At 52.8% G+C, this 14882-nt stretch carries 7 protein-coding genes and 1 pseudogene; all 8 read left to right on the top strand.

The window, feature by feature from the left end:
- Positions 1–2 precede the first annotated feature (2 nt).
- The 8 genes and pseudogenes from PVOR_RS21895 to PVOR_RS21860 all read left to right on the top strand — a co-directional run bounded on the left by PVOR_RS21895 (position 3) and on the right by PVOR_RS21860 (position 14832).
- The gene (locus PVOR_RS21895; protein WP_006211668.1) at positions 3–1655 is read left to right on the top strand and encodes a (2,3-dihydroxybenzoyl)adenylate synthase; all 1653 of its coding nucleotides are present in this window, start codon (positions 3–5) and stop codon (positions 1653–1655) included.
- 20 nt (positions 1656–1675) lie between these two features.
- The gene (locus PVOR_RS21890; protein ID WP_006211667.1) at positions 1676–2653 is read left to right on the top strand and encodes an isochorismatase family protein; all 978 of its coding nucleotides are present in this window, start codon (positions 1676–1678) and stop codon (positions 2651–2653) included.
- A 15-nt stretch (positions 2654–2668) separates the two neighbouring features.
- Positions 2669–9902, top strand: a pseudogene (locus PVOR_RS21885) (amino acid adenylation domain-containing protein).
- Positions 9886–10113, top strand: coding sequence for an MbtH family protein (locus PVOR_RS21880; protein ID WP_006211666.1), 228 nt, complete (start codon positions 9886–9888; stop codon positions 10111–10113). The pseudogene PVOR_RS21885 and the gene PVOR_RS21880 overlap by 17 nt, the downstream one beginning before the upstream one ends.
- A complete protein-coding gene (locus PVOR_RS21875; protein ID WP_006211665.1) occupies positions 10110–11561 on the top strand; it encodes an MDR family MFS transporter in 1452 nt (483 codons plus the stop codon). Before PVOR_RS21880 ends, PVOR_RS21875 begins: the two co-directional genes overlap by 4 nt.
- A gap of 674 nt (positions 11562–12235) precedes the next feature.
- On the top strand, positions 12236–13180 hold the full coding sequence (locus PVOR_RS21870; protein ID WP_006211664.1) for a ring-cleaving dioxygenase: 945 nt from the start codon (positions 12236–12238) through the stop codon (positions 13178–13180).
- Positions 13181–13195: 15 nt separating this feature from the next.
- The gene (locus PVOR_RS21865) at positions 13196–14269 is read left to right on the top strand and encodes an LLM class flavin-dependent oxidoreductase (RefSeq protein ID WP_006211663.1); all 1074 of its coding nucleotides are present in this window, start codon (positions 13196–13198) and stop codon (positions 14267–14269) included.
- Positions 14266–14832, top strand: coding sequence for an NADPH-dependent FMN reductase (locus PVOR_RS21860; protein ID WP_006211662.1), 567 nt, complete (start codon positions 14266–14268; stop codon positions 14830–14832). The genes PVOR_RS21865 and PVOR_RS21860 overlap by 4 nt, the downstream gene beginning before the upstream one ends.
- Positions 14833–14882: the final 50 nt, after the last annotated feature.

Below are 14882 nucleotides of genomic sequence, written 5' to 3'. Positions count from 1 at the left end.
CCATGTTGGCAGGATGGAGGGCTTGGCCTGAGGAATTTGCGAACCGTTATCGCGCGGAAGGATGCTGGCAGGGAGAAACCTTCGGACAGCTGCTGCGGAAGCGGGCCGCAGCAGACGGGGAACGGATCGCAGTCGTGAGCGGTGATCAGCGGATCAGTTATGCGGAGCTGGACCATCGAGTGGACCGTTTGGCTGCCGGTTTTCTTAAACTCGGAATTAAGGCCGAGGATCGAATTATCGTTCAGCTCCCGAATATAGCGCAATTTTTCGATACGATATTCGCGCTGTTCCGGATCGGGGCGCTGCCTGTCTTTGCTTTGCCTGTTCATCGCAGGAGCGAAATCGTCTATTTATGCGGGTTCAGCGAGGCGGCTGCCTATATCATTACAGACAAGGACTCGGGATTTGATTACCGGGAATTAGCGTCTCAAGTCCAAGCATCGGTCCCATCGCTTCGTCATGTCATCGTGGCAGGCGACCCGGGTTCGGGGGCATTTACCTCCCTGGACGATTTGTATATAGATGACGCGAACGAAGTGTACGACCGGTTAGACGCGGAGGGTCCTGATTCTGGCGACGTTGCATTCTTGCAGCTGTCGGGAGGAACGACCGGGCTTCCAAAGCTCATTCCGCGCACGCATGACGATTATATATACAGCCTGCGCGTTAGTGCGGAAGTATGTGCTCTCCATAAGGAGAGCGTCTACTTGGCCGTACTTCCGGTCGCCCATAATTTTCCGCTCAGCTCGCCGGGCGTGCTGGGGACATTGTATGCGGGAGGTTGCGTGGTGCTTGCCCGTTCAGCCAGTCCCGATGTCGCATTTCCTCTAATAAGATCAGAGGCAGTGACGATTACGGCTGTCGTTCCGCCACTGGCCTTGATCTGGCTTGAGGCGGCTCAATCCCGTCATTATGATCTGTCTCATCTGCAGGTGCTGCAGGTTGGCGGGGCCAAATTCAGTGCCGAGGCAGCCAAGCGGGTGAAAAGGGTCCTGGGCTGCACGTTACAGCAAGTATACGGAATGGCGGAAGGCTTGGTGAATTATACCAGGCTGGATGATCCTGAAGAAATCACGGTGAATACACAGGGGCGACCGATGTCGCCGTTCGATGAAGTGCGGTTGGTCGATGAGGATGATGTTGAGGTACCTCCAGGTGAGGTAGGGGAGCTGCTGACACGAGGACCCTATACCATTCGCGGTTATTATAAAGCGGATAAACATAATGAGAGGGCATTTACGTCAGACGGCTTTTATCGTACGGGCGATCTTGCAAGCATGACGCCTTCCGGTTACTTGGTGATTGAAGGCCGTTCGAAGGATCAAATTAACCGTGGAGGCGATAAAGTAGCGGCAGAGGAGGTTGAGAATCATCTGCTTGCCCATCCGAACGTGCACGACGCAGCTGTGGTAGCCATGCCGGACGAGTTTCTTGGCGAGCGGACCTGTGCTTTTGTGATCGTGCATGATCCTGCCATCAGCGGTAATGAGCTGAAGGCTTTTCTTAGAAAAAGAGGGCTAGCCGCATATAAAATCCCCGATCGGGTGGAGTTTATGGAATCCTTCCCCCACACCGGGGTAGGCAAAGTGAGCAAAAAGAGTCTGCGTGAACTTGCGGCACAACAGCAGGATGAACGGGTGAACGTTTCAAAATAAACGAGAAAAGAGGAGATAGGATGGCACTTCCTAAGATATTACCTTATCCAATGCCTGTGGAGACAGATTTACCCAAGAACAAGGTGACGTGGACGGCGGACCCGAGTCGTGCCGTGCTGCTCATCCACGATATGCAGCAATATTTCGTTGATGCATTTACACCTGATCAATCTCCTGTCGTGGAGTTGATCGCCAATATTCAGAAGCTGCGTCTTTACTGTACAGAGCTGGAGATTCCGGTTATCTATTCCGCACAGCCTGGCGGCCAGGCGCCCGAGCAGCGCGGCCTGCTGCAGGATTTCTGGGGGTCCGGCATCGATGACGGACCCTATCAGAAAAAGTTCGTTGATGCGGTTGCGCCTGCTGAACAAGATATGCTCCTAACCAAATGGAGATACAGCGCATTCCAAAAAACGAATTTGCTGGAGATTTTGCGCGAGCAAGGGAGAGACCAGTTGATGATATGCGGCATCTATGCGCATATTGGCTGCTTGTTGACTGCCAGCGAGGCCTTTATGAAGGATATTCAGCCCTTCTTCATTGCGGATGCACTTGCGGATTTCTCGGAAGAGAAGCATCATCTGGCGCTTACCTACGCTGCAGAACGATGCGCTGTAACACTGACGACGGAACGCCTTGTCACCTCGCTGACCCAAGCTTACCGGCCCGAGTCTGAGGGGGTTGGATCGTTCGGCGGAGGAATGGATGAAAGGGTAGCTGTGGAAGAACAACCCCTGCTGACACTGCAAAGACTTCGAGATGAAGTGGCAGCCCTATTACAGGAGGAGTCTGCTAATCTGGGCGAAACCGACAATCTGATCGAATACTGGGGACTGGATTCCATTCGAATTATGAGTTTGACCGAGCGTTTGCGTCGCGACGGCATCGATATCAGCTTTGTGGAATTAGCTGAACATCCCACACTGGCCGATTGGTGGAAGCTGCTCTCAATCAAGATGAGTGTGTCGCCGCCTAATTATGATTACTATACGGTATAGAGGGAGGGGATTTATATGCTTGAGGAGAAGAGGGGGCGCTGGTCTCTGTCCGGAGCTCAGCTGGGTATTTGGTTTGCGCAGCAGCTTGATCCAGACAACCCGATATTCAACACAGCGGAATGCATTGAGATACGCGGTCCTGTAGATCAGACTCTATTCGAAACGGCTGTACGACAAGCGGTGGGGGAGGCGGAAGCCTTACACGTTCGCTTCGGTGAAGATGCGGACGGTCCTTGGCAGTATATCGTTCCTTCCCCGGAGTGGCAGCTTCAGGTTATCGATGTCAGCGGGCAGGATGACCCGGCTCATGCTGCCCAATGTTGGATGGAGCACGACCTTGCCCAGGTTGTAGATCTGAGCCGAGGGCCGTTGTTCACGGAGGCACTGCTCAAGCTGGCATCCGATCGCTACTATTGGTATCAGCGCATTCATCATATCGTAATCGACGGTTTCGGCGTATCGCTGCTGTTAAAAAAAGTTGCCCAGGTTTATACGGCATTAGCAGGCGGTGGATATTCTGAACCAGCTGCTTTTGGCCCATTTCGTACGATCCTGGAAGAAGATACGGCTTATCGCATGTCCCAACAGGTCGAGGCGGATCGTCAGTTCTGGCTGAAGCGCTTTGCTGATGAACCGGAGGTTGTCAGTTTAGGCGGCCACGCCCAGCGGTCTGCACGGAGCTTCCTGCGCCGATCTGCGCAGCTTCCCGAATCTGCGCTGCATCGCTGGCAGTCAACCGCTCAAGCAACAGGGACAAGCTGGCCGGACGTCGTTGCAGCTGCAGCGGCTCTGTACGTACATCGTATAACAGGGGCAAATGAGGTTGTGCTTGGCTTGCCGGTCATGTGTCGACTAGGCTCAGCCTCGATCCGTGTTCCAGGCATGATGATGAATTTGCTGCCGCTTCGCGTGTTTGTACGGCCCGTATATGAGTCTGATGGAGCTGCTGCAGCAGGTCGCAGCAGAGATTCGCGACATCAAGCGTCATCAACGCTACAGGCATCAGGACATTCGACGTGATCTCAAGCTGCTGGCGGATAACCGCAGGCTGTTCGGGCCGATGGTGAATGTGATGCCCTTTGTAGAGGATTTAAATTTTGGAGGATACGGCGGCAGTGTCCGCAATCTTGGCTCCGGTCCCGTGGATGATCTGTCATTGAACGTGTATGGTAGCATGGATGGGAACGGGCTGAGGATGGATATGGATGCCAATCCGTCCATTTACAGCGAAGAGGAGTTAGAGTCCCATTTACACCGCTATTTGTATCTGCTTGATAGTCTTGCAGACGCTGAACCGGCTGATCCTGTCGGAGGCTTGTCGATTATCCTGCCAGAAGAACGGGACAGAGTGCTCCTGGAGTGGAATGATACAGCGCGTCCATTACCGAGGCTAAGTATACCGGAATTGTTCGAAATGCAGGCCGCACGCACCCCGAAGGCGGAGGCGGTCGTATGTGAAGCGTTAACGCTTCGTTACGAGGAGCTGAACAGGGACGCTAATCGCCTGGCTCATATGCTTATTGCTCGCGGTGTAGGTCCTGACCGAATCGTTGCCCTATCGCTGCCGCGTTCTCTGGATATGGTTGTTGCGATTCTGGCTGTGCATAAGGCCGGAGCGGCCTATTTGCCGATAGATCCGGATTATCCGTCCGAACGGATCGCTTACATGCTTGAAGATGCGAAGCCGATGTGTCTGATTACGGCACAGGAGCTGGCTGAGGATTTTGGCAAAATGATAAGAACAGAAGCCATTGTAGCGTTGGATGCACCGGCCACCCTCCATGATCTGGAGCGACAGGCCGTTCATAATCCCGGAGATGACGACCGCATTAGCTCGCTGTTGCCGCTTCACCCTTCCTACGTCATCTACACCTCCGGTTCGACAGGGCGCCCCAAAGGGGTGATGCTCACTTTTGAAGGACTTGCCAATCTACTTCTGGATATGCAGGAGCACATTGAGATCGGTGAACAGGATCGCCTCCTGTCGGTTACTACCATTTCCTTCGATATCTCGGTGATGGAGGTGCTCCTGCCGCTGACATGCGGCTCGACACTCGACATTGTCATGAGGGATACCATTCTCGACGCACCGGCTCTTATTCGCAGAATCCATGAGACGGGCGCTACCATTATGCAGGCTACTCCGACGTTATGGCAGTCGATTGTTGCTTGCCGTCCCGGGAAGTTTAAGGGGCTGAAAGTCATTACAGGCGGCGAAGCCCTGCCGGTTGGACTTAAGCTTGCGCTTCAGGAACTGAACTGCGAAGTGAATAATCAGTATGGCCCGACCGAAACGACGATTTATTCAACGGCTGCCAAGCTTGACCATGAACGCGAGAAGCCATCCATAGGGGGGGCGATCTGGAACACGAGGTTATATGTGCTCGATACGTCACTCTCTCCGGCACCTCCTGGCGTAGCTGGCGAGCTGTACATTGCAGGATCCGGACTGGGCCGGGGCTACTTGGGCCGACCCGACCTGACCGCAGAACGGTTTGTGGCCGATCCCTTCGGTCCACCCGGATCCCGAATGTATAGAACAGGCGACCTCGCCAGATGGCTGCCGAACGGCTGGATTGATTATTTGGGGCGTGCCGATCATCAGATCAAGCTGAGCGGATTCCGTATCGAGACCGGAGAGATTGAGTCTGTGCTTGTCACTCATCCGGATGTGGAGCAGGCTGCCGTCATCGTTCGCGAGGATCGTGCAGGTGATCGCCGGCTAGTCGCTTACATCGTACCGGCATTATCAGCTTCATCTGGTTTGATAGATACAGCAGAACTGCGGCGCTACGCCTCCCTGAAACTGGCCGAATATATGGTGCCGTCTGTCATCGTAAGACTTGAGACCATGCCGTTAACTCCGAATAAGAAGGTGGATCGTAAAGCGCTGCCTGTGCCCGATCATCATGCGGCGATTGGCCGTATGCCGCGAACTCCGCAAGAGGAAATGCTCTGCAGAATTTTTGCTGAGGTGCTTGGCTTGCCCCGGGTAACGATAGATGATGATTTCTTCGCGCTTGGCGGTCATTCCTTGCTTGCCGGTAGGGTGATGGTTCGTGTCCGCGAGGCTTTCGGCGTAGAGCTGAGCATCGGAAGTTTGTTTGAAGCTTCAACAGCAGCGAGTCTGGTGAAGCGGCTTGACCATGCACAAGAGGCAAGACATGCGGTTCGCCCGGCTGAACGGTCAGAGCGTCTCCCGCTGTCGTTTGCCCAGCAGCGATTATGGTTCCTGTATCGACTGGAGGGGCCAAGCCCAACCTATAATATTCCGCTTGTGGCTCGCCTGTCGGGTACGCTGGATCTGGATGCATTGAAGTCGGCACTGGGGGATGTAGCCGCTCGGCATGAATCGCTGCGTACGATATACCCGGATGATCTGGGTGCTTCATATCAGTTTATCTTAGCCTTTGAGGAGGCAAGGCCTGAGCTGATTGTATCCGAAATAAGCGAAGCAGACCTGCCTGAGCGGTTAGCTGAGGCTGTCCGATACCGTTTCGAGTTAGCAAGCGAGATTTCCTTGCGCGTAGAGTTATTCAAGCTGGATGATGATGAATATGTTCTTCTGCTGCTGCTGCATCATATTGCAGGAGATGGCTGGTCGCTAACCCCGTTAACACGGGATCTGTCCCACGCCTATGCGGCACGGTGCCAGAGGAGTACCCCTGGGTTGCCTCCGCTTCCAGTTCAATATGCAGACTATGCGATCTGGCAGGAAGAGCTGCTTGGCAGCTCAGGAGACGAGAGCAGTCTGATCAATCGCCAGCTGGATTATTGGAGAGGCGCACTTCGCGGCTTGCCGGAGCAATTGGATCTGCCAACCGATTATCCAAGACCGGCAGTGGCCAGTTATCAGGGAGGAAGCGTGTCGTTTCCGATTACGCGCGAGCTGCATCAACAGTTAAATGCGCTGGGGCAGAACAACAGGGCTACTTTATTTATGATATTTCAGTCTGCCATGGCGGCACTGTTCACCAACCTCGGCGCGGGAACGGACATCCCGATCGGCAGTCCTGTCTCGGGCCGGAACGACGACAATTTGGACAACCTGATCGGCTTCTTCATTAATACGCTTGTGTTTCGTGTCGATACCTCAGATGATCCGTCATTCACTGAACTGCTGCAACGCGTACGGGAGATGAGCCTGGCTGCGTTCGAGCATCAGGACGTGCCGTTCGAACGCCTAGTAGAGGCACTGAACCCACCGCGTTCCCGGGCACGGCACCCGCTCTTCCAGGTGATGCTGGTTCTGCAGAATACACCGGAAGCCTCGCTTGATCTGCCTGGAATTACGTCCAGCTTGCAGCTGCAAAGCGTGGGTACGGCGAAGTTTGACTTAACGTTCGAGTTGACCGAGCGCCGGGATGCAAACGGCGAGCCTGACGGATTGGACGGATGGATCGAATTCAGCACAGACTTGTTCAAACATAGTTCTGTGGAAGTGATGGCGGAACGGTTTGTGCGTGTGTTGGAGAGTGCTGTCATTGAACCAAGTAAATCAATCAGCAAACTTGATATTTTGACTGAACAAGAACGTGAGGAAATGAGACAGCAGTGGAGCACTCCGCTGCCTGTCTCGAAGCAGGCTACCATACCCCAGCAGTTTGAAGCACAGGTAGGCCGCTCGCCTCTTTCGACAGCCATCGTCTATGATGGCGAATCGCTGAGTTATGAGGAGCTGAACGAGCGTGCGAACCAGCTTGCTCATATGTTAATCGCGTCAGGTGTCGGTACGGAACAGATTGTGGCTCTGGCACTCCCGCGTTCTATCGAAATGGTGATTGGTATTCTGGCTGCACTCAAGGCGGGAGCCGCATATCTGCCGCTGGATCCGGAATATCCGGCGGATCGACTGGCTTATATGATGGAGCATGCTTCTCCAGTATGTCTCCTGGCAAGTGTTCAGGTGATGGATCAGCTCCCGAATTCAGCAAGTGTGCAGCGTATTGTAATCGATGAGCCTGAGCAGGCTCTGCGACTGCAGCGCTATTCCAAGCAGAATCCAAGCGATCTTGAGCGACACCGGCCGCTTATGCCGCAAAGTGCGGCCTACATCATCTATACATCCGGATCTACGGGCAAGCCCAAGGGTGTGCTTGTACCGCATCAGAATGTCATCCGGTTATTTACGTCTACTGAGCATTGGTTTCATTTTGATGAGACGGATGTGTGGACTTTGTTCCACTCCTATGCCTTTGATTTCTCGGTATGGGAAATATGGGGACCGTTGTTGTACGGCGGGCTACTTGTAGTTGTTCCCCATACGATCAGCAGGTCGCCGGATGAAATGCTAAGCTTGCTGTCCCAAGAAGGCGTAACGGTGCTGAACCAGACTCCATCGGCGTTCTATCAATTGATACAGGCGGATCGGGAGCAACCGGAGACGGGAAGGAATTTGGCGCTAAGGTACGTTGTATTCGGCGGCGAGGCTTTGGAGCTTGGGCGGCTGGACGACTGGTACCAGCTTCATGCTGATGATGCCCCGCGCCTTGTTAATATGTACGGCATAACGGAGACGACCGTTCATGTCAGCTATTTGGAGCTGAACCGATATAGCGCGATGCCGGGAGCTAGCAGCCTCATCGGAGAATCCATCCCGGATCTTCGGGTATATGTGCTGGATTCCAAACTCCAGCCCGTTCCGTATGGCGTAACCGGCGAGATGTACGTCGCGGGGGCGGGGCTGGCACGTGGTTATTGGGGGCGTCCCGACTTGACAGCCGATCGGTTTGTTGCAGATCCTTATGGTCCCCCAGGTACGAGAATGTATCGGACCGGAGATTTGGCAAAGCGATTTGCCGATGGCACACTGGATTACTTGGGACGTTCTGATCATCAGGTCAAAATACGCGGCTTCCGCATTGAGTTAGGGGAAATTGAATCGGTTCTGATACGCCATGCTGACGTCGCCCAGGTTGCCGTTATCGTGCGTGAAGATCAGCCCGGAGATAAACGGCTTGTCGCCTATGTCGTCAGCCATTCCAATGAGACGTCCTCGGGTGCAGAGCTGCGCCGTTATGCCGCTTCCCTGCTGCCTGACTACATGGTTCCGTGGGCGATCCTATTCATGGACAAGCTGCCGCTTACGCCCAACGGCAAGCTGGATCGCAAGGGGCTGCCAGCCCCGGATATAACGTCTGATGCAGACGGTCGTAATCCGAGAACTCCGCAGGAAGAAGTGTTATGCGAGTTGTTTGCCGAAATATTGGGTGCCAAGAGGGTTGGCATTGACGACAGCTTCTTTGAGCTCGGCGGCCATTCCTTGCTGGCCGTTCGATTGATCAGCCGTGTTCGTGAAGCGCTGGGGAAAGAATTAAGCATTGCAGCTTTGTTCGAAGCACCCACGGTTGCGGGGCTTGTTGACAAGCTCGAGATGGGTGGCGGGAACAGCGCGCTGCAGGTCGTTCTTCCGCTTCGGACACACGGTAATCAAATCCCGCTGTTCTGTGTGCATCCGGCCGGGGGATTGAGCTGGTGTTACGCCGGCTTGATGAAGCATCTTGGCATGAACTATCCGATTTACGGCTTGCAGGCAAGGGGGATCGCCCAAGCGGAGGAGCTGCCGCAATCTTTGGAAGAGATGACGGCAGATTATATCCGCCACATACGTTCCATTCAACCAACGGGACCTTACCGGCTGCTTGGCTGGTCCTTAGGCGGTAACGTCGCTCAGTCCATTGCGGTACAGCTGCAGGAAGCGGGCGAAGACATCGAGTTACTCGCCATACTGGACGCTTATCCCAGTCATTATTTGCCGATCAAGGATGATCCCGATGAAGACGAGGCTTTGACCGCGCTGCTCGCTCTTGGCGGTTTTGACAGGGAAAGTATTGAGGAGGGGCTCGGCGACACGCCATTAACCATTGCGACGGCGCTTGAATTATTGCGTAACGAGAGCAGTGCACTGGCATCCCTTGAAGAAGAAACGATGATGAATCTGAAAACGACCTATGAGAATTCGGTTCAATTGTTGAAGGCCTACGTTCCGAAGCGATTCGAGGGGGATATGTTATTCTTCCATTCCACCATCATTCCCGATTGGTTCGATCCCATTGATCCGGAGATGTGGAACCCTTATGTGGGCGGAGTGATCGAGCGGCATGATATCGAATGCCGGCATAAGGATTTATGCCAGCCGGGTCCGCTTGATTATATCGGCAAGTGTATTCTAGGCAAGCTGGAGGCAGCTGCACATCAAAAGCAGACAACTGATGACGGGAGGGAGCTAATTTATGACAAATCCTTTTGAACAAGCCGATGGCAAATATGTCGTATTGATGAATCATGAGGGACAATATTCGCTTTGGCCGGCTTTCGCGGCTATTCCAGATGGCTGGACTCAAGCGCTGGGGCTTAGCACACGAGAAGAGTGCATGACCTACATCAACGAAAACTGGGTCGATTTACGGCCGCGGAGTTTATATGCGAATGCCGGATCGGCACCGGAAAACAGGCCATGAGCCGTTGGATGAATCCGAAAAAGGTATTATGCATCGTCTATGTGGCAGCGATGTTTGTTGTTGCTATGGACGCCACCGTACTGAACGTTGCACTTCAGACGATCAGTCAGGAGCTTGATGTACCGCCAGCGGCTTCGGGTATTCTGAACGTCGGTTACTTGGTCAGCCTCGCCATCGTTCTGCCGATGGCGGGCTGGCTTGGCGACAAGTGGGGGACGAAGCGGACGTTTCTGCTGGCGCTGGCCATATTTACCGGAGCGTCCGCATTATGCAGTTTTGCCGACAGCTTAACGTCCCTGACGTTATTCAGGGTAATTCAAGGCATCGGCGGAGGTTTACTGACACCGGTCGGCATGGCGATGCTGTTCCGTACATTTCCTCCGCAGGAGCGTGCAAAAGTCTCCCGTTCACTCATTCTGCCGATTGCAATAGCACCAGCAATCGGACCGATTGTGAGCGGTTTGATGGTTGAGCATTTTACTTGGCGGTGGATCTTCTATGTGAACTTGCCAATTGGAATTCCAGCGCTATTGTTCGGGCTGTTCTGGTTGAAGGAACATAAAGAACCGAATGCGGGCAGATTGGACGTACCCGGTTTTCTTCTGTCCGCGCCGGGTCTTGCGCTGCTTATGTACGCGCTCAGCCAGGGACCGCTTCATGGATGGAATGCCCCGCGGGTATGGATCGCAGGACTGGCAGGCATGATATTGCTTGCTGCATTGGTCAAGGTAGAACTGAGCGTCAAGCAGCCGCTGCTGGATCTGCGACTGCTTGGCAACCGCTTGTTCCGAACGACGGGCTTCATTGCGATGTGCGCTTCCGCAGGGCTGCTAGGCATGCTGTATGTATTCCCTTTAATGTATCAGAACGCATTGCATGTCTCAGCGCTGGAAACGGGGCTGACCACGTTCCCTGAAGCCATCGGTCTCATGATTGCCTCACAGCTCGTGCCCTGGACGTATCCCAGGCTTGGTCCGAGACGCGTCATTATCATGGGACTCTTGGCAACGTCGCTTATCCTCATCCTGCTCAGCATGGTGGACGCAAACACAAATCCGTGGTTTATCCGCTGCTTGCTGTTTGGCGTGGGCATTTTCCTGGGCCAAACCGTCGGATCTGTACAGATTGCTGCCTTCGCTACCATTCCGCCAACCTCAATGGGGCGGGCTTCGACTTGGTTCACCGTGCAGAACAGGCTGGGCCCTGCAATCGGCTTGGCTGTGCTGTCTGGCATCCTGGCGGCTGTCGGTACGGGAAGTGTGAACGCAGCAGGGGACATGGAGCCGAATCTGATGGCTTACCGGGCGGCATTGCTTGGAGCAGCAGGATTCCTGCTCATCGGTGTCGGTTTTGCGTGCTGGATTCGGGATTCGGATGCCGCGGCTACGATTCGCAAGCCCGTTGCTTCGAAGCCGGTGAAAGAACAGGCATCTCCGGTTGAAAGTTAAAACAAGATAAAAGTATTTTAGGGTTAGTGATGTTAAGCTCGAGCAGATCGTGTGCAAATGTTAATGATGAGAGCGGCCTTGGTAAGTTGGACAAGGTGGCTTTTTATCATTGATTGTACATCGTATGGACTTCTCCTCATCCGCACGATGCGTGGTTTTGGGGCATGCTTGGATGGCTGTCGACCATTGTTACTCTTTCGATTCAAGAGATAAGATCAGCAAGCTATCTGCATAAAATCTTTAATTAAAGATTCTTTGACTTGACTTATAATCAGTTAACTGATAAATTGATAATAAGATAAAGCAACAGCAGCATGGAGGAGGGATGGGATGATATGGCGATGAACTTGATGACTCGGGGAACTCGGTTACGATTATTTCTATCCGCCCAGAACGCAGCTAAAGCTTGCAGAAGCGGTAATCCATGCCCAAGGTAGGCATGAGCTGGATTAGAAATTGCATATCCCTTAACCTCATGAAAGCTCGGATGCTGACTAAAGAATAAACGGTATACAAACAGTGGAATACGAAAATCATATGTTATCAATGTGAAAATTAAATCGTCCTAATATGTGCCATGACGCCGTGGCGGGCGTTATAGATCGGTGTCGTAATGGATATATATTTTTTTACAACATCACTTAATTAGTTAATTGAAAGAGGTGGGAATTGTTATGCATCACATTCCAGGGCATCATCATATATCCATGCTCACGAAGAACGCTCCGTTAAATCATGAGTTTTATCATAAGAAATTGGGTTTGCGCAGAGTAAAGAAGACAGTCAATCAGGACAATCCTTCCATGTACCATTTGTTTTATGGGGATTTAACTGGAAGTGCCGGGACCGAGCTATCTTTCTTCGAAATGCCTGCTGCAGGCAGAACGGTCCGCGGCACCAATGCGATTACGCAAATCGGGCTGCTTGTTCCCTCCTCAGATAGTCTGAAGTATTGGAAACAGCGGTTTGAACAATATGAAGTTACCCATGGTGACATGACCGAGTACGCAGGCAGAGAAGCGCTTCCATTCGATGATCCGGAAGGACTTCGCCTCATTCTGATTAACCATGACGGTGCCGAGGTACCGGCTGGTTGGGCAGCTTGGGAAGATTCCACGGTTGAACAGGAGCACCGCATTCTGGGAATGGGGCCGGTTGAGATGACCGTACGCAATCTCGGAAAAATGGCGGCAACACTCACGGAAGTTCTTGGATATACCGAAGTTTCACGTTCGGAACATGAAGCGATATACCAGTCCGTTGAAGGGCAGGCGCTTGGTGAGATTGTAGTTAAGCAGCAGGATGGGCCAAGCGAAAGACCAGGACGGGGCAGCGTACACCATCTGGCGATCCGTGTAAACAACGAGGAGGAGCTCGCTTATTGGAATGAGGCTGTCATAGAACGGGGGTTCCAGTCGACGGGAATCATCGACCGCTTTTATTTCAAGAGTCTGTATTTTCGCGAAGCGAACGGCATCTTATTTGAAATCGCGACGGACGGACCGGGCTTCACAGCAGATTCCAGCGTAGAAGAGCTGGGCAAGCGGCTGGACCTGCCGCCATTCTTAGAGGGCAAACGTGCTGAAATTGAAGCAAAACTGACACCATTAGATTCATAAAGGAGGCACCACATCATGAAAGAATATCGTATTGATCCGGATAAAGGACTCGAAATCGGCATTTATTCCATCGGTGAGCATATGATCAATCCGCTGACCGGAACCCGCATTAGCGCTGAACAACGTATACATGAACTCATCGAGGCAGCGAAGCTGGCGGATGAAGCCGGATTGGACGTAGTTGCGGTAGGGGAAAGCCATCAGACTTATTTCACCACGCAAGCACATACGGTCATACTGGGCGCGATTGCCCAGGCAACAAAGAATATAAAAATCGCAAGCTCGGCCACGGTGCTGAGCACATCGGATCCGGTGCGTGTGTACGAGGATTTTGCTACGCTTGACCTGATCTCGAAGGGTCGTGCCGAAATTGTAGCCGGTCGCGGTTCACGTGTTGGGGCGTACAGCCTGCTTGGTTATGACGTGCGTGATTACGAGGAATTGTTTGAGGAAAAGATGGAGCTTCTGCTCAAAATCAATGCGGAAGAAACCGTAACCTGGGAGGGGCAGTTCCGTGCGCCGCTGAACCATGCGGCTATACTTCCGCAGCCTCAATCCGGAAGATTGCCGATCTGGCGCGCCGTCGGAGGACCGCCCGCGAGTGCAATCAAAGCAGGTTATGCCGGGGTTCCGATGATGCTGACCACGCTGGGCGGCCCGGCCAGGAACTTTAAGCTTGCGGTTGATGCGTACCGTGAAGCGCTGCAGCGCAGCGGATATGACCCTGCTCTGCTTCCGATAGCAACCACCGGCTTGTTATATACGGCAGAGAACTCGCAGGATGCGCTTCGTGAATATTATCCGCATATTAATTCCGGCATGATGGCGCTCAAAGGCGGCGGTTATCCGAAGGCGCAATTCGCACAGTCAACGGATCACCGTGATGCGCTGATGATCGGGAGTCCGCAGCAGATCATTGAGAAAATGCTCTATCAACATGAGCTGTACGGACAACAGCGCTTCTTGGCGCAGATCGACTTTGGCGGACTGCCATTTGATAAAATCGCCAAAAACATTGAGCTTATTGCTACGGTCATAGCACCGGCGATCCGAAAGCATACGGCTAAAACAAAGGAGAATATCGGATGAAAATTGTAGGAATCGCCGGCTCGAACGTCGGCACCAAAACCAAAACGGCGATGGACTATACTTTGAATGCAGCCCGCGCTCAATATCCGAATGCCGAGATTACTTTGCTGGATTTGGCGGAATACACCATCGTGTTTGGGGATGGAAGGGATTATCGCGAGTATGATGGAGATACGAAATATGTGGCCGAAACGATTATGGAGGCAGACGCAATCATCATCGGAACGCCTACTTTCCAAGCTTCGATTCCGGCAACGCTTAAAAATATCTTTGACTTATTGCCAGTGAACGCATTTCGCGGCAAGGTGGTCAGCATGCTGGCGACAGCAGGATCAGCCCGGCATTTTCTGATGATAGAGCAGCAGTTAAAGCCGATTCTGTCTTATATGAAGGCACATATCATACCAACCTACGTGTTTATCGAGGAAAAGGATTTTCACCGCAATGAAATCGTAAATGACGATATTCTCTTTCGGATTGATCGGCTGGTGGAAGATACGGTAATGCATCTGAACGTGCTGACAGCCATTCAGGAAGCCAAAGATGCAGCCTATGATTTTTGATAAGATGAAGACACACAATAGATAAGGTAAGATGAACAAGGGGTTATCCT

Origin of the sequence: Paenibacillus vortex V453, from assembly GCF_000193415.1 — a bacterium.
Taxonomy (GTDB): domain Bacteria; phylum Bacillota; class Bacilli; order Paenibacillales; family Paenibacillaceae; genus Paenibacillus_AQ; species Paenibacillus_AQ glucanolyticus.
Note: the sequence above shows the minus strand (reverse complement) of the source record. Positions and strands in the feature narration are given on the sequence as shown.